The 16,796-nt window shown below is 45.9% G+C and carries 13 protein-coding genes, 1 tRNA gene, 1 rRNA gene and 1 pseudogene; 7 read left to right on the top strand and 9 right to left on the bottom strand.

Going from position 1 to position 16,796, the window contains the following annotated elements:
• Both rrf and QTO00_RS03980 read left to right on the top strand, forming a co-directional pair.
• A 5S ribosomal RNA gene (gene rrf, locus QTO00_RS20965) occupies positions 1–82 on the top strand; the annotation flags it as partial.
• Between the two features lie 156 nt (positions 83–238).
• A tRNA-Ser gene (locus tag QTO00_RS03980) sits at positions 239–329 on the top strand.
• A 78-nt stretch (positions 330–407) separates the two neighbouring features.
• Here the strand turns inward: QTO00_RS03980 and QTO00_RS03985 are convergent.
• From QTO00_RS03985 to glnA, 6 genes are all read right to left on the bottom strand, one after another.
• Positions 408–1,214: a substrate-binding periplasmic protein gene (locus QTO00_RS03985; RefSeq protein ID WP_331423107.1), complete on the bottom strand. Its 807-nt coding sequence runs from the start codon at positions 1,212–1,214 to the stop codon at positions 408–410.
• Between the two features lie 61 nt (positions 1,215–1,275).
• Positions 1,276–3,816, bottom strand: coding sequence for an EAL domain-containing protein (locus QTO00_RS03990; RefSeq protein ID WP_331423109.1), 2,541 nt, complete (start codon positions 3,814–3,816; stop codon positions 1,276–1,278).
• Positions 3,817–3,983: 167 nt separating this feature from the next.
• Positions 3,984–5,387 carry a nitrogen regulation protein NR(I) gene (gene glnG / locus QTO00_RS03995; protein WP_331423111.1) on the bottom strand — a complete coding sequence of 468 codons (1,404 nt, stop codon included), beginning with the start codon at positions 5,385–5,387 and terminating at the stop codon, positions 3,984–3,986.
• 33 nt (positions 5,388–5,420) lie between these two features.
• Positions 5,421–6,467, bottom strand: coding sequence for a nitrogen regulation protein NR(II) (gene glnL, locus QTO00_RS04000; protein ID WP_331423113.1), 1,047 nt, complete (start codon positions 6,465–6,467; stop codon positions 5,421–5,423).
• Between the two features lie 122 nt (positions 6,468–6,589).
• Positions 6,590–7,120, bottom strand: coding sequence for a DUF4124 domain-containing protein (locus QTO00_RS04005; RefSeq protein ID WP_331423115.1), 531 nt, complete (start codon positions 7,118–7,120; stop codon positions 6,590–6,592).
• Positions 7,121–7,247: 127 nt separating this feature from the next.
• Complete coding sequence (gene glnA, locus QTO00_RS04010; RefSeq protein WP_331423117.1) at positions 7,248–8,657, bottom strand: glutamate--ammonia ligase; 1,410 nt, start codon at positions 8,655–8,657, stop codon at positions 7,248–7,250.
• A gap of 492 nt (positions 8,658–9,149) precedes the next feature.
• On the opposite strand from glnA, the gene typA reads away from it, so the two are divergent.
• Both typA and QTO00_RS04020 read left to right on the top strand, forming a co-directional pair.
• Positions 9,150–10,979 (top strand): translational GTPase TypA, encoded by a 1,830-nt coding sequence (typA, locus tag QTO00_RS04015; protein ID WP_331423118.1) that lies wholly within the window; start codon positions 9,150–9,152, stop codon positions 10,977–10,979.
• Between the two features lie 100 nt (positions 10,980–11,079).
• A complete protein-coding gene (locus tag QTO00_RS04020) occupies positions 11,080–11,613 on the top strand; it encodes an AAA family ATPase (protein ID WP_331423119.1) in 534 nt (177 codons plus the stop codon).
• A gap of 40 nt (positions 11,614–11,653) precedes the next feature.
• On the opposite strand, the gene QTO00_RS04025 is transcribed toward QTO00_RS04020, so the two are convergent.
• Complete coding sequence (locus tag QTO00_RS04025) at positions 11,654–12,295, bottom strand: DUF2959 domain-containing protein (RefSeq protein WP_331423120.1); 642 nt, start codon at positions 12,293–12,295, stop codon at positions 11,654–11,656.
• A 36-nt stretch (positions 12,296–12,331) separates the two neighbouring features.
• Here QTO00_RS04025 and QTO00_RS04030 point away from each other — a divergent pair, with 36 nt between their 5' ends.
• The 3 genes from QTO00_RS04030 to QTO00_RS04040 are packed head-to-tail and all read left to right on the top strand — an operon-like array spanning position 12,332 to position 14,663.
• Positions 12,332–13,273 (top strand): virulence factor BrkB family protein, encoded by a 942-nt coding sequence (locus QTO00_RS04030; RefSeq protein ID WP_331423124.1) that lies wholly within the window; start codon positions 12,332–12,334, stop codon positions 13,271–13,273.
• Positions 13,245–13,679, top strand: coding sequence for a D-aminoacyl-tRNA deacylase (dtd, locus tag QTO00_RS04035; RefSeq protein WP_038210234.1), 435 nt, complete (start codon positions 13,245–13,247; stop codon positions 13,677–13,679). Before QTO00_RS04030 ends, dtd begins: the two co-directional genes overlap by 29 nt.
• 48 nt (positions 13,680–13,727) lie before the next feature.
• Positions 13,728–14,663: a bifunctional GNAT family N-acetyltransferase/hotdog fold thioesterase gene (locus tag QTO00_RS04040; RefSeq protein WP_331423121.1), complete on the top strand. Its 936-nt coding sequence runs from the start codon at positions 13,728–13,730 to the stop codon at positions 14,661–14,663.
• Here QTO00_RS04040 and QTO00_RS04045 read toward each other — a convergent pair.
• Positions 14,621–16,564, bottom strand: coding sequence for an AsmA family protein (locus tag QTO00_RS04045; RefSeq protein ID WP_331423122.1), 1,944 nt, complete (start codon positions 16,562–16,564; stop codon positions 14,621–14,623). The two genes, QTO00_RS04040 and QTO00_RS04045, sit on opposite strands and share 43 nt — an antisense overlap.
• 93 nt (positions 16,565–16,657) lie before the next feature.
• A pseudogene (locus QTO00_RS04050) lies at positions 16,658–16,796 on the bottom strand (IS4 family transposase); the annotation flags it as partial.

Below are 16,796 nucleotides of genomic sequence, written 5' to 3' on the forward strand. Positions count from 1 at the left end.
CCATGCCGAACTCAGAAGTGAAACGAATTAGCGCCGATGGTAGTGTGGGGCTTCCCCATGTGAGAGTAGGACATCGCCAGGCTTTAATTGCAAATTGTCTACTGTACTTTGTAGCTTTTTATTCTTCGATGCTCATGTGTGCTTACACACTGCGCTTCTCAGATAAAAATCTACTTCCTACAGCGACAATTTCCTAATTAAAGCAAATTTATATAAGACTTTAATTAGAATAATTTGTGGAGAGATGGCTGAGTGGTTGAAAGCACCGGTCTTGAAAACCGGCATACGTTAATAGCGTATCTAGGGTTCAAATCCCTATCTCTCCGCCACTATTTGAAAAGCCCGTTGCTAACGCAACGGGCTTTTTGCTATCTGCTCTAATAACTCTTGTTTGTATGAACAGGTCGCTAGTAATATTGTTTGTACAGAATCATGGTCTCCCCACTCTCCTTCATTGCTTTGAGTTGTTGCTGAAAACGATAGGCAATTGAATCTGGGGTTGGAGAGGTCGGCCAGTTGTCGGCACTTAACGAACTATTCGGGTCAAAGTTAGGGTTGGATTGCTGCTCAATATGTTTCGAGCGTATTGAAAAGCCTAAGTACAATGGCTCAACGCCGCCACAGCAATCTGGGTGGACTTGAATATCATCTGTATTGTTAAGGCGTAAATAGTACATGAGCGTGCCTCTGGGGTAGATATAGAAGTCTGCTCGTTTCTTCCTAATCAGCTTAATGGCATCAGGGATCGATAGTTCGGCTTTTGTATAGTAGGTTATCCCTGCTACCCCTGCCGCGAAATCTGGTGCACCTAAAGATTGGACCAAGGTAAGACCTGATAACTGTTCTAAGCTCGTTATTGGTGAGACATCAAAACGCGAGATACCGATTTGCCCACCAGGTAGACCACTCTCGATGAAGTGGACGTAGTCAGCCCTTTCTAAGTTGAAAGTAAAGCCTGGGTAGAAGTCGATCTGTCCCCTCTCTAACATTTTCAATAAGCGCTTCTTCGGGCTCCGAATTACGGTGAGCTGACAACCAATTTTCTGCGCAGTTTCGCTGTACAGCTCATAGTAGAGGCCATCATTAATAGGATCTTTGCCAATTAGAGGTAAGCGCTCAGTCGTTCTGAAGCCCATTTTTAGCTCGCAGGCAAGCGTACTAGCGGTTGATAGGGTTGCGCTAATGCACACAAGTAGAGATATGAATAGTTTCAAGCAGTGTTCCTTGAGTGAACTTATGTAATAAGTCTAGGAGCAGATCTCGAATAGGGAAAATTTAGCTCTTACTAACTAAATTTGATGGCCACTCTTCAAATGGGACGGGTCGGCTATACAGGAACCCTTGACCAAGCGGGCAGTTGAGCTTAGATAGCATCTTCGCTTGGTCATCCGTTTCGATTCCCTCTGCAATGAGCGACACTTTCATTCCACTTGTCATATTCACGATCGCAGCGACAATCGATGTATCGAGTTCTTCTTCCACTAGCTTGTCAACGAAGGTTCGATCTATCTTGAGGCAATTAAATGGAAGTTTATGCAAGTAAGCTAACGAACTATAGCCTGTTCCAAAATCATCAATCGCTATATGGACGCCAAGATCCCTAATCGCTTGCATGTTTTGAATGGTGACTGGGTCATTGTCAACGATTCTAGACTCGGTGATCTCCAATGTGAGGTTGCTTGGGTTTAAGGTTGATTCGTTTAGAATCCTTTGCAGGGTCGCAATAAAGTTTGGCTGAGAAAGCTGATTCACCGATAGGTTGACGTGCATATGGAAGGATGAGCTCCATTTACCTTGCTCAATACCATGCACTGCGTCATTACATGCTTGAAGAAGAATTTGCTCACCAATTGCCCCAATTAGCCCACTCTCTTCAGCAATCGGAATAAAGTCCATTGGTGAGATAAGGCCAGAAGAGGGAGATAACCAGCGCGCAAGGGCTTCTGCACCAACTACCTCTCCGGTTTTAAGATCCACAAGCGGTTGATAGAAAGGCACGAACTCATTGTGTTCGATCGCATCTTTAATCTTGGCTTGCATCAGAGTTCGATTTCTCGAAATATCGGCCATTTCTGGTCGATAGTGGCTGATTGATGTCGCCTCTTGCTTAGCATTACTAAGTGCGATACTGCCGTTTCGTAGCCATAGCGTCATGTTGTTGTCTTGGCCGCTATCAACAATCCCTATCGAGACTCTTACCACTACACTTTCTTGTTCAATGACAAATGGTGCTGCGAAGGTTTTCAATACTCGACTAGCGAGCTGTTGTGTCGTCTCTGCAGATTCTGGATTGGGGAAATAGATAGCAAATTCATCACCACCAATTCGGGCTAGATAGTGCTCGCCTGTGAAAACAGATTGTAGACGCTTAGAAATGCTGATCAGTAGCTGATCTCCTTGATAGTGACCAAGGCTATCGTTGATATGCCTAAACTTGTTGATGCCGACTAGCATCAGCGAGCCATTGAGTGAAGGTAGCTTGTCACAGGTATCAATCAAACCTTCACGACTGTATAGCTTGGTTAGCGAGTCATAGAGCAATTGTGATCGTAGCGCGCGGAAGGATGCTTTTAGGTTGTTGGCCATTTCGGTAAAGGCATACACTAACATTGTTGTTTCGTAGATGCTGCCCGGTTTAGGCATGCTCGTTTCCCAGTCCCCTTTTGCAAGTCGCTTAGCGGCCGCGACGGTAGATGTAATCGGTGCCACGATACGATTGAAGGCAACCAGACCTAAACCTATGCCGATAAAACTAGCAATAACACCGATAATCCAACTGTTTCTTTGGCTTTCCGGCAGTTTACCTAACAGGTTACTCTCAGATATCGCGACCCCGATGTACCACTGCAAGCCATGTTGATCAGTGTAGGGAGTAAAATGATTAAAGTAGCGTTCGCCTTCAATATCTATAGAGTATCTTTGTACATCTTCTTGCTGATGAAAGTTATGTGCAGTGAAGTGATCCGCATTGGCTTTGATGATTGGGTTCGAGCTCTCCGTTGCAAGTAAGCGCTCGCCTTTCTTACTGTAAGGGGTGCCCCATGAAACGATTCTTCCTCCTGTCGATTGAGCGACAACACGCTGCTTCTCATCGACGATATAAATTATCGCATTGGTTTTATTCTGTTGCTCTTTGAGGAAGGTATTGAATGTGTCGATCTTAATATCAGTAACTACAACACCTTGGAAAACTTCGTCATAAAAAACAGGAGTGAGTGCAGACAAAGTGATCTCTTGTCTCTCATCGGCATTGGCGTAGATTGACGACCACATCGGCGTCAGACTATCTGCGACAGGCGCATACCAAGGACGTATACGTGGGTCATAACCTTCTATCACCGAACGAACATCTTCACTGATCTTTTGCCCTCGGTAGATCACGAGCTTATTTTGGGTGCGATCGTCTTGCACCATAAGAGTAAAGCCCTTGTTTGGCTCTTTGCGAAAACCAATATACTCTGCATTTTCTCCGCCGAACCCGATCACATCGAGTTGAGTGAAGTTGTTATACAGAGTACGAAATGAAGTGAGTAGGTAATCTTGGATGTCAGATGTATCGCCAGGTGTATAGAGTCGATTAAAGCCAATCGAGTTACTCAAGGCCAAACTGGCTTGAAAGGGTTCGTCTAAGAAACTGTGCAGTTCTAAATTGACGTTGTTGGTCAGAGCGGTGAGTTGCTTATCACTGATATCAACGACCATCTCTTCATAGTTATTTTTTTGCACTGCGACGATTACACCAATCGTGATGATAAATATCATCACGAAAGGCAGTACAACGGCAGTTCTAAGAGTAATTTGTGTAGTCGCTGACATCCGTGTTCTTCTGCTGATACAGCACTCGGATTTAACTAACTAATGAAATGCGAGCGAGTGCATTCGTTTAAAACTAGGCGATTTATCCTTATGATTCAAGCTACTGAGTAAATTGATGTTAGTTAAATCACCTCGACCTAAACCAAGGTGTGACACATGTTTAACTATCAGTATAGTTCTTTCAGCTTACGTGTAAGAGTATTTCGTCCCCAACCTAGCACTTTCGCTGCATCTTGTTTGTGACCATTGGTGTGCTCAAGGGCTGCTTCCAAAAGGATACGTTCAAACTCTGGTAGTGCATATGAGAGCAGTTCGGTGTCACCTTGAGATAGTGAACTTTTAGCCCAAGTTGCCAACTGTTGCTGCCATGAACCTGAAGAGTTGGTATCTGTGTGTACTTTCTCTTCTAACAGCTCTGTCGGCAGGTCAGCAGGCAGAACTTCGGTACCGCTCGCCATCACTGTCAGCCAGCGACAGATGTTTTCAAGCTGACGAACGTTACCAGGCCAATCTAGGCGGTTGAGAACCTCGACCGTTGTCGGGTGCAAGGATTTCACGTCCACGCCAAGTTCATCTGCAGCAAGCGCTAAGAAGTGCAGTGTTAGCTTCTCAATATCTTGTTTGCGCTCACGGAGTGAAGGAATTTGAATGCGAATAACATTTAGGCGGTGGAACAAATCTTCACGGAAGTCGCCTTTATGCACTAGCTTTTCTAAATTTTGGTGAGTCGCTGCGACAATTCGAACATCAACTTTAATCGGCGAATGGCCACCAACGCGGTAAAACTGACCATCGGCTAATACACGCAGTAGGCGAGTTTGTATATCGAGCGGCATATCACCGATCTCATCGAGAAATAGAGTGCCGCCATTAGCTTGTTCGAATCGACCCTGACGAACGTTGTTCGCGCCTGTAAATGCCCCTTTCTCATGACCAAACAGCTCTGACTCAATGAGATCTTTGGGAATTGCCGCCATGTTGAGGGCAATAAACGGCTTGCTCGCTCTTGGGCTATGTCTATGCAGAGCATGAGCGACTAACTCTTTACCGGTGCCAGACTCACCATTGATCAGTACTGAAATTGACGATCGAGATAGGCGTCCAATTGCGCGAAACACCTCTTGCATCGCGGGGGCTTCACCGATGATTTCTGGCGGAGTGTAGCTGTCGTTTGATAAAGAGGCTTGCTCCTGCTTTTGCTCTTGGCTGTGAGTGATTGCCCGTTCCACAAGCGTGAGCGTCTCGTCAACATCGAATGGTTTTGGTAGGTACTCAAATGCCCCTTTTTGGTAAGCATTGACTGCTGCATCAAGGTCAGAGTGCGCCGTCATGATGATCACAGGTAGTTCTGGAGAGCGCTCATGAACCTGTTTCAGCAGTTCAATACCATCAATACCAGGCATACGAATATCTGACACCAGTACGTCTGGCGTTTCACGCTCTAGTGCCATGAGGACGCTTTCAGCATCGGCAAAGGTTTCGCACTTTATATTGGCTGATGATAGGGTCTTTTCCATGACCCAACGAATGGAGCTGTCGTCGTCAACGACCCAAACGTATCCTTTACTCATATTGTTTTCCTTACAGCAATGCTTTAAAAATCTTTAAATTGGCAAGTAAATTGTAAATGTTGTTCTTCCCGGCCAGCTCTCAACATCGATCTTGCCTTGATGCTGATCGATCAGGTTTTGTGCGATTGAAAGTCCAAGTCCAGTGCCACCTTCTCGGCCGCTTACCATCGGATAGAATAAGGTGTCTTGTAGATCCGCAGGGATACCTGGTCCGTTGTCGATAATCTCTATTCGCGCTGCGAGCTTGCAGCGTTGGCCATGGATATTGGCTTGATGCACCGTTCTGGTGCGAATGGTGATTTGGCCATTTTCTTGGTTTTTCAATATGTGCCCAGCGTTACTCACAATATTGAGTAGCGCCTGTTCAATTTGGTCAGAGTCCATCAAGATTTCAGGCAGGCTTGGATCATAGTCCCGTTCAATTGCGACACTCTGGTTGACTTCTAAATCAACAAGTTGACGGATCTTCTCGAGTATTAAGTGAAGGTTCTCTGACTGTTTCTTGCCCGGCTTTTGTGGCCCCAGGAGACGATCAACCAAAGCGCGTAGCCTATCAGCCTGTTCGATGATGATTTGGGTATATTCGGCCAAGTTAGGATCGGGCAGTGTTCTTTCTAGTAGTTGCGCCGCGCCTCTTAATCCACCTAAAGGGTTCTTTATTTCGTGGGCAAGACCACGTACCAGTAGTTTGGCTGCTTGTTGTTGCGCGTGTTGATTGAGCTCTTGCGACAGGCGGCGTTGTTGACCGATTTTTCGCATTTCAACCAGCAGCATGAGTTCTCTGTTCCAAGATATAGGGCTTACGGTTACCTCTAACATCAGCGGCTTACCATCGACGACAAAGGTGACATCGCTGTCAGTAATACTTTGTCCACTCTGAAGTGGCTGCGACAGCAGGGCAAGATCCATTGAAGCGTGTTGAATTAGATGAGATAGAGGATGGTCGACGATACGTTTGGCACTCTGAGCGAAAAGCTGTTCTGCTGCAGGGTTGGCGTATTTCACCTGTAGCGCCTCGTTCATGATGAGAATCGATGTAACCTGATGGTTCAGAATGATGTCGTTTAGTTCGCTATCCACTTTAGTGCCCCATTCTTGATCTTGAATTGTGCAATGCACCAAAGTGGTGCGAAGGAGAATTCAAGTATGGCGCATAGAATGTGAGAACTGAAGTGAAAAGTACGATATCACTAGGATTGTGGCTAACGTTTCACAGAGTTTTTGGTTACTCGCAGTATATGCACCGTAATAGGTTGAGATAATGCAATAAGCTTGCCGTCTCTAACCACTTGAATGCTAAACGAGTTACGCCCCCTATCTAGGTGCATTAATTGCCATTCCTGATTGGTTGTTAGCGGTTGGTGTTGAGTCTGGTTTATTGTTAGTTGGAGCTGTTCTCCTTGCTCAAGTTGGCGGTTGAGTTCTGCTCGTACGACTAAAGCGCCGTTATTGCTTCTGATTACTTGGTCGTTGCTTGGCTGTGTGATAGTGACTTGTATCGGTAAGGCGGGGGTGGATTTCTTATCAGGTGGTGCGCTTGTCTTGATAGCAGCTTCGCTGGGAGTTGGAGGGTTGAGGTTAAAGTCGCTCAGCTCAATCTTGGTGCTTGTGTTTGATTGAGGCATATCACTGAAGTGAACCACGCCTTTTTCATCTACCCAAGTGTAAATAGTCTCGGCTTGGGCAACAGACATTATCAACAAAAAAGTAATGATTAGATGATAACAGTGCATATGTCCTCCAGGCTCTAGCAAGGACGATATTAGCAGGGAGTATTTTCTGACAGGTATGAAAAAGGCCCACCTGCGAGGTGAGCCTTAGTTTTATGTAACTTGACGCGCTACCGCGAACTAAAGTTGATTATACAGAGTAGTACAATTCAAACTCTAGTGGGTGAGTAGTCATGTTTACTTTCTCTACGTCTTGAGCTTTAAGGTCGATGTAAGAATCGATGAAGTCGTCAGAGAATACGCCGCCAGCTGTTAGGAACTCACGGTCTGCGTCTAGACACTCTAGAGCTTCTTTTAGAGAGTAAGCAACAGTTGGGATTTCAGCTGCTTCTTCTGCTGGAAGGTCGTAAAGGTCTTTATCCATTGCTTCACCTGGGTGGATCTTGTTCTTAATACCGTCAAGACCAGCCATTAGCATTGCTGCGAAACATAGGTATGGGTTCGCTGATGGGTCACCAAAGCGTAGCTCGATACGACGTGCTTTAGGGCTTGGTACCACTGGGATACGGATAGAAGCAGAACGGTTACGTGCTGAGTAAGCAAGCATAACTGGCGCTTCGAAGCCTGGTACAAGACGCTTGTACGAGTTAGTAGATGCGTTAGCAAATGCGTTGATTGCTTTAGCGTGCTTGATGATACCACCGATGTAGTAAAGAGCCATTTCAGATAGGCCGCCGTACTTGTCGCCAGCGAATAGGTTAACACCGTCTTTCGCTAGAGATTGGTGAACGTGCATACCAGAACCGTTATCACCAACTAGTGGCTTAGGCATGAATGTCGCTGTTTTACCAAATGCGTGAGCAACGTTATGTACAACGTACTTGTAAACCTGAATTTCATCAGCTTTAGCAGTTAGAGTGTTGAAGCGAGTCGCGATTTCGTTCTGACCTGCAGTCGCAACTTCGTGGTGGTGTGCTTCTACAACTTGGCCCATCTCTTCTAGGATTAGACACATTGCGCTACGGATATCTTGAGAAGAATCCACTGGTGCTACTGGGAAGTAACCACCTTTAACGCCAGGACGGTGACCTTTGTTACCGCCTTCGTAGTCAGAACCTGTGTTCCAAGCTGCTTCTACGTCGTCGATTTTGAAGAAAGAACCTGACATGTCAGTTGCGAACTTAACGTCGTCAAATAGGAAGAACTCTGGCTCAGGACCAACAAGTACAGTATCAGCGATACCTGTAGCGCGTAGGTAATCTTCAGCGCGTTTTGCGATTGAGCGTGGGTCACGGTCGTAGCCTTGCATTGTTGCAGGCTCAAGGATGTCACAACGAACGTTTAGTGTTGCATCTTCAGTGAACGGGTCTAGAACAGCAGATGATGCATCTGGCATCATTACCATGTCTGATTCGTTGATGCCTTTCCAGCCAGCAACTGATGAACCGTCAAACATTTTACCTTCTTCGAAGAAGTCTGCGTCTACTTGGTGTGCCGGGATAGATACGTGTTGCTCTTTACCTTTAGTATCGGTAAAGCGTAGGTCAACAAACTTAACTTCGTTTTCTTGGATAAGAGATAGAACGTTTTCTACTGACATCTTGGATAACCTCCAGTGTTATTAAAGCGGTTTAGCTCGATTCGGTTAATGAAATCCAGCATTGATTAATCTCTTTGTTCAATTGTATTAATCGATGCTACTTTCCATTAAGCCAAAACTGTGCCAAAAAAATTAATCCATTAATTTCAAGAAATTAGCGATTTTAGGCTTAACTTGGTGCAGCTGATTGCACCAAAATGATCTTTGTTTGCACTTTGTTGGTGCAGTGGTTTTGCTTTGCACCAAGATAAGACAAAGTCGATATCCATTCAGCCTAGTTTTTGCCCTCATGTCAATGGGGATTTGTCTCTAGTCGGGTTCCGCTTGCGCTCTATCAATAAAATAATCGCCGAAATGAAGCGAATCAGATCACATATTTCTGGGTTTTTCGCTAGAATCTGGTACATTACGGTCGTTTTTTTAATCAAATAGGCAGTGCTCATAAAATCTACGATTTAGAGGGTTGCTTCTTTTATAAGTGAATCAATATCCATGGCTACTCCACAGATTGATAATTTAAGAAATATCGCGATCATCGCGCACGTTGACCACGGTAAAACTACACTGGTTGATAAACTGCTACAGCAATCAGGTACTTTAGAGTCTCGCGGCGAAGCTGAAGAGCGAGTCATGGACTCGAACGACATCGAGAAAGAGCGTGGCATTACCATTCTTGCTAAGAACACAGCAATTAACTGGAATGACTACCGCATCAACATCGTAGATACTCCGGGACACGCGGACTTCGGTGGTGAAGTAGAACGTATCATGTCGATGGTAGATTCAGTACTACTTATCGTAGACGCAGTTGACGGCCCAATGCCACAAACTCGCTTTGTAACACAAAAAGCATTTGCTCACGGTCTTAAGCCAATCGTCGTTATCAACAAGATTGACCGCCCAGGTGCGCGTCCTGATTGGGTTATGGACCAAGTATTCGACCTATTCGATAACCTAGGTGCGACTGACGAACAGCTAGACTTTAAAGTGGTTTACGCTTCTGCACTTAACGGTTGGGCTTCTCTAGAAGAGGGCGAAACTGGCGAAGACATGGAACCATTATTTGAAACTATCGTTAAAGAAGTAGCGGCACCACAAGTTGACCTTGATGGCCCACTGCAGATGCAAGTTTCTCAGCTAGACTACAGCTCTTACGTAGGTGTTATCGGTGTTGCTCGTGTAACTCGCGGTAGCGTTAAGCCTAACCAACAAGTAACAGTGGTTGGCGCTGACGGCAAAACCCGTAACGGTAAAGTTGGTACGGTAATGGGTTACCTAGGTCTTGAGCGTCACGAAGTTGATCAAGCGAACGCTGGTGACATCATTGCAATCACTGGCCTAGGCGAGCTAAAAATCTCAGACACTATCTGTGCTCAAAACCAAGTTGAAGCTCTACCAGCACTGTCTGTAGATGAGCCGACAGTAACGATGACGTTCCAAGTAAACACTTCACCATTCGCTGGTAAAGAAGGTAAGTTCGTAACGTCACGTAATATCCTAGAGCGTCTAGAGAAAGAACTGGTACACAACGTTGCACTGCGCGTTGAGCAAACTGATGATCCAGATAAATTCCGCGTTTCAGGTCGTGGTGAACTTCACCTATCTATCCTGATCGAAAACATGCGTCGTGAAGGCTTCGAGCTAGCGGTTTCTCGTCCAGAAGTAATCATCAAAGAAGAAGATGGTCAGCTAATGGAACCGTTTGAAACAGTAACGATTGACGTGATGGAAGAGCACCAAGGCGGTATCATGGAGAACATCGGCTTACGTAAGGGTGAGCTAACTGACATGTCTCCAGATGGTAAAGGCCGTGTTCGTATGGACTTCGTTATGCCTTCTCGTGGTCTAATCGGTTTCCAAACTGAGTTCATGACACTAACGTCTGGTTCTGGTCTTCTTTACCATACGTTCGATCATTACGGTCCTCACAAAGGTGGTGAAATCGGTCAGCGCATCAATGGCGTACTAATTTCTAACGGTATGGGTAAAGCGCTAACTAACGCACTATTCAACCTACAAGAGCGTGGTCGTATGTTCATTGGTCACGGTGTTGAAGTGTACGAAGGTATGGTTGTTGGTATTCACAGCCGCGATAACGACCTAACAGTAAACGTACTGAAAGGTAAGCAGTTAACTAACGTTCGTGCTTCTGGTACTGATGATGCGCAGGTTCTTACTCCGCCAATCAAAATGACTCTTGAGCAAGCGCTTGAATTCATCGATGATGACGAACTAGTAGAAGTAACGCCAGAAAGCATCCGTATCCGTAAGAAGTTCCTAACGGAATCGGATCGTAAGCGTGAAGCACGTAGCGCTAAGTAATCTCGCTTATTAGTAATTGTTTTTATAGAGCCCTGAGTTGTGACCAACTTGGGGCTTTTTTTGATGGTAAGGGACTAGGGTCAACAGACCTATGATGATTATGAAACCTATAGTAATTACTGGTGGCCCGGGAGCAGGGAAAACCACCATTATTGATGCATTAGCTGAGATGGGGCACAACACTTATGCTGAGTCTTCGCGTCGTTTGATTGAGGAGCAGAGTGCTTTAGAGGATGGTATCTTGCCATGGCATGATATGGCCGGCTTCGTCAAACTGTGTTTAGAAGTGATGGATGAACAAAAGCGTCAAGCAAACCAGGATGAAGGTTACTCATTTCTTGATCGAGCCAGTGGCGATTTGATTGCGTATTCGCGACTCAGTGGACTGACACCAAGCGAAGAGCTTAAACAAGCCGCACAGGGCTATTACCCTACGGTGTTTGTCTGTCGTCCCAATGAGATCACTTATGTGCAAGATGAGGTGCGCCCATACCCGTTTGAGCAGGCACTCGAGATCCATGAATTGTTAGTGACGGCTTATCAGGAGTTAGGCTACCAAGTGGTAGATGTTCCGTTTGATAAAGTGCCGAGTCGCTGTGACTTTATTTTGAGTTGCTTGGCAGCAGGCCAGTGATTGAACGCCCCTAGCGAGGGGCGATACTCGCTTGGATTAGCTACTTCTGGCTAAGCTTTTGCAGAAACTTATCCGATTCCGCAATCGCTGATTTCATCTCGGTGATGGCGACTTCGATATCTTGTTCTAAGCTCATAAACTCACCTTGTAGAGAGCCGATTGCATTGGCGTTTAGGTTGTGTTTTAGGTAGAGGGTGTTGTCGCGTAAGGTATTGAGGACAGGTGTCATCTTATCTTCAGCGCGCCTCATTGCCGTTAGCATGGTCTTGTAGGATCGCTGGGTCTCTTTAAGTTTCTGCTCACTGGCGCGTTTAAGTTTGCTACTGGTATAGAGCTCCAGCTCGTCTTGCCACTCGGCAAATAGGGCACCTGATACATCTTCGATGGCGGCAATACGGTCGCTGACATCCTGTGCGGCTTTTTCGCTATCTTGGTATTTATCATTAATCTGATTGTAAACGCTTTCGAGTTCTCCACCATTGAAGTTGGTTAATGCAGAAAGAGCCTCTAAAGCACTGGTAAATTCTTGCTGTGCGTCTTGTTGTGACTGCTTAGCATCTTCAACCCGATCCACCATGATGTCGCGTTTATGGTAGCCTACTTGTTCCATTGCCGAGTAATAGGCGGATTGACACCCCGTCAAGGTAAAAATCGACAATACAATTACCAGTAAGTACGGCATGATGGTTTCCTTTCCTTTAGAGTTATAATGTTTAGGATGAACGAGATAGTAGGGAGTTACAAGTTGAAAATCGAGCCAATGATCAAGGAAGTAGGGCTATTCACACGCTACCTGCTCACTCGAATGGTTCATGACCGAGTTAATGTGAATGCAGGTTATCTTGCCTACATCACTTTGCTATCTATTGTGCCGATGTTGACGGTGTTACTGTCGGTTCTCTCCTCTTTTGCCATTTTTGAAAACGCAGGCACGGCGCTACAAGATTTTGTCATTACCCACTTTGTGCCAGCGGCAGGCGATGCAGTAAAGAGTGCTCTGTTAGAGTTTGTTGCTAATACTGGCAAAATGAGTGCGGTCGGTGGTGCGTTTTTGTTTGTTGCAGCTTTAATGCTGATCTCGAATATCGACAAGAACCTTAACTACATCTGGCGCGTGACAGATAAACGTCGCGCCGTGTTCTCTTTCTCCATGTATTGGATGGTACTGACCCTAGGACCCATTTTGGTTGGGGCAAGTATTGCGGCAACTTCCTATGTAACTTCGCTTAAAATACTTGAAAGTGAAGCGATATCAGGCGCTTACAACCAATTGTTACGCTGGTTGCCTTTTTTGCTGTCGTTCTTCGCGTTTGTTGGCTTATATCTGCTAGTACCGAATAAAAAAGTGAAATTCTCACATGCTGTGGTGGGGGCTATCGTCGCTGCGTTGCTGTTTGAGGCGAGCAAAAAAGGCTTTGCCGCTTACATCACTCAGTTCCCATCTTATCAACTGATATACGGTGCATTGGCCGCCATTCCCATTCTATTTGTCTGGGTGTATTTGTGTTGGTTGATTGTATTATTCGGCGCAGAGGTGACGGCTTCGCTTGGTGAACGAGAGCAGTGGAGTGAGTTGCCAGAAATGGTAAAATCACGCAAACCAAATAGTACCCAACAGATAGGAAAACAGAGTGATAGCACTGATCCAGAGAGTGAGTGAAGCAGCCGTACGTGTAGATGGTGAAGTGGTTGGAGAGATCGACAAAGGTCTACTTGTGTTATTGGGTGTAGAAAAAGACGATGATGAAGCGAAAGCTAAGCGCCTGATGGAACGTGTTACGACTTACCGCGTGTTTGGTGACGAAGAGGACAAGATGAACCTCAACGTCAAACAAGTTGACGGTAAAGTGCTGGTGGTTTCCCAGTTCACTCTACCTGCGGACACCAAAAAGGGCACGCGAGCAGGGTTCTCACGCGGTGCTCATCCTGCGGACGCGGAACGCTTGTACGATTACTTTGCTGATCGCTGCGCAGAAGTATTGCCGACAGAGCGCGGACGCTTTGCGGCGGATATGAAAGTATCATTGGTCAATGATGGCCCTGTTACTTTCTGGTTGCAGGTATAATGACAAGGTTAGTAGTGAGACAAGCTTGTCTCTATAAAAAGGATTTTTATGTTTAAGCTGATCACGCCAAAAACAGATAACCAACTCAACAAGTACTACCACTTTCGTTGGCAGATGCTACGTGAGCCTTGGCGAATGCCGATTGGTTCCGAACGTGATGAATACGATCCGATGAGCTATCACCGCATGATAGTCGATGGTCGCGGTAGACCGATGGCGATTGGTCGACTTTACATTACCCCTGATAGTGAAGGTCAAATTCGCTATATGGCGGTAAAAGGCTCTCGACGCAGCAAAGGTATGGGTTCTTTAGTTCTGGTTGCGCTTGAGTCATTAGCACGTCAGGAAGGGGCAAAACGTTTAGTGTGTAATGCTCGCGAGGATGCGATCTCATTCTATGAGAAGAATGGTTTTGAACGTCGCGGTGAACTTACCGATGAGCGCGGTCCGGTTAGGCACCAGCAGATGGTCAAACACCTTGACCCTATGGCTAACGTACTACGTAAACCTGAATGGTGTACCGAGTTACAAGAACGCTGGGAGCACCAGATTCCCATCAGTGACAAAATGGGCATCAAGATAAACCAATACACGGGTTATCAGTTTGAATGTGGTGCGCAGCTAAACCCTAACTTAAACCCACACAACACCATGTTCGCTGGCTCTGCGTTTACCTTGGCAACGTTAACTGGCTGGGGTATGACTTGGCTGTTGATGAAAGAGCGTGGGTTAAGTGGTGATATCGTGCTTGCCGATAGTCAGATCCGCTACCGTCATCCGGTTACGCAAAACCCGGTTGCTTCCACATCTTTAGATGGTATCAGCGGAGATTTAGACCGTTTAGCCTCAGGCCGTAAAGCGCGTATTGTCATCCATGTCACCATCCATAGTGGCGACCAAGCGGCGGTAGAATTTATCGGTACCTACATGCTGATCCCTGACTATAAATCGGTGTTGGGAGTCGAGGAACCTTCAGGCGAGTGATCGCTTGGTGTTTGCGCTGATGCAGGCGCGTCACAGGTCTGCTTAATAACATTGGCGCGGTTTAGAATATCTGACCACAGCTCGCTACACTCTTGCTCTGATTTAAGTAGTAGAGTGGCAAATTGAGGCTTGGTCAGATCCATTTCGCCAGCAACTTGTGTCTCTGTGTTTGAACTGTTTATCGTAACTCTACCTCGGTCTGCTCGTAGCGCTATCTCTCCAAGCTTTAACTCTTGCTGATACTCTTTCGCTCCATCGATACTGTTTGCCACTATATCGGTTTGATGTAAGTGAGTGGTTACTCGCCCTGATAGGCTATGAGCGAGCATAGAGTAGTCACCAGATAGGCCACTTAGTTCCAAATCCACCTCTGCCAACCCTGACAGTGAGAACGGAAGATATTGATCTAATAGATAGTGTGCTAACGGTAAGCCATCAGCATGGAGTGTTAGTTGCCATGGCGCGCTCAACGACTCTCTTTGCCATGTGCCGCTAGCTTCAATATAGCCTTGCTCTAATGGGATAAAAGCGCGGTCTAAATTAAACTGGCCATCTTTGGTATGAGCGATCAGGTGCGCTTGAGTCGAGAGCAATTTGTCTAAGTTGGCCGCGTTGGCACTGACTTCAATACTGCCGTCGAGTAAGCCAAATTTATCTTTGTCGATCAGCGTTAATTGAGACCCTTCAACATTTAGCCCTGACACCTGCCAATAGGGTTGTTTTTCGATTTGGATTAGCTGAGTATTTTCCACTTCAAGCTGTTCGATAGTGAGTTTTTTCAGTGAAGAGCTGAGTGTTGTAAGGCTTGGAATAATCTGCTCTGTTTGCTCCAACCATTTAATGCTACTCAGTTTTAGCTTCTCAAGGTGAACGGTTTGTGGAGAAAACTGACCTTGCATTTGAACTCGTCCCTGCTTGAAGTCAGTATCAAATTCATCCAGCCTGATGCCATCTTTATTTAATCCCAGTTTTGCTCGCGGTGAAAACAGCTCGAGATGTGGATTACGGATGCTTTCCGCATTAAAAGAGGCATAACCAGACTGTTGATTCCAGACCGATTGCTCGAGATAGAGGTCTTCAATCGACGCATCTAACTGTTCAAACCGCCACTGACCATAGTTAAACGAGCTGCCGAGAATATCTAAGCTGTTGATGTGGTAAATAGGTAAGTTTAGCTGCTCTAGCGTGGTGGTAAGTTGTTCTATCTGACTCGATTCCGCGAGAGCGAGTTGGTCGATGGTGACATTGATTAATGACCAACCTTGCGGGTACTGCTCTGCTTGACCGGAAATCTTTGCCCCGCGCCAATCAAAAGAGCTACCAAAAATGGTGCTATCGGATGGCTGATAGCGCATATCGACGAGTAGCTTATCGAGCGCTTCTCCACGAACATAGAGCTGCTCAGCAGAAAGTTGAATATCACCATAAGGTAAGGTCTGTGAATCTGTTTGCCACAGCGGGTTTTCCACCTGCATGTTCACTTCGCGCGCAGACCAATTACCAGCATTGATATCAACATGTTTTAAGGCGAGTTGGTGGAGGGTGATATTATCGAACAGTGTTGGCGTTAGCTGTTCCAGTTCAATACTTGCCTGTTCAATCAGTATTGAATCAAAGGCGATTTTCCCATTTTGCCAAGGAACCTGGCTCAACCAAAACGTCAGTTTTGCTAGTGGGATGTGCTTATCACCATCAACGAGCTCTGCATCGGTAAGTGATATTTGCAGCGGCGGTTGGTAGTGTACTTGCGCCAATTTTAATTGATAGGGTGTGAGTTTTTCAACGAGTGCCGAAACGGCTTTAGGGGCATAGCTGGTTTGCAGCAGTACGTATACAGCTAGCGTAGATAGAGTGATGGCACTGACCACAAGTATGGTAAGCAGCAAGAGTGCTTTCTTCACGTTGACTCACTTTCCCTTGTCGATTGGTGCTCCTAGCTTGGTACAATTTTTCTTTTCAGGCAACAAAAAGCCCCTCAATATAGGCAACGTAGTTCACTTAAGAGGAGCCGCGTAGCGATTAACGGGGTATCGGGTCTTTGATATTTTTACCGCCCTAGGCCGATTAGGCTTGGGGCGTTTGTCTATAAAGAGGATAGATAAATCTCCGCGGAGGCTTTTTAAGCGTTTCGGC

The organism is Vibrio sp. M260118 (assembly GCF_036533755.1).
Taxonomy (GTDB): Bacteria; Pseudomonadota; Gammaproteobacteria; order Enterobacterales; family Vibrionaceae; genus Vibrio.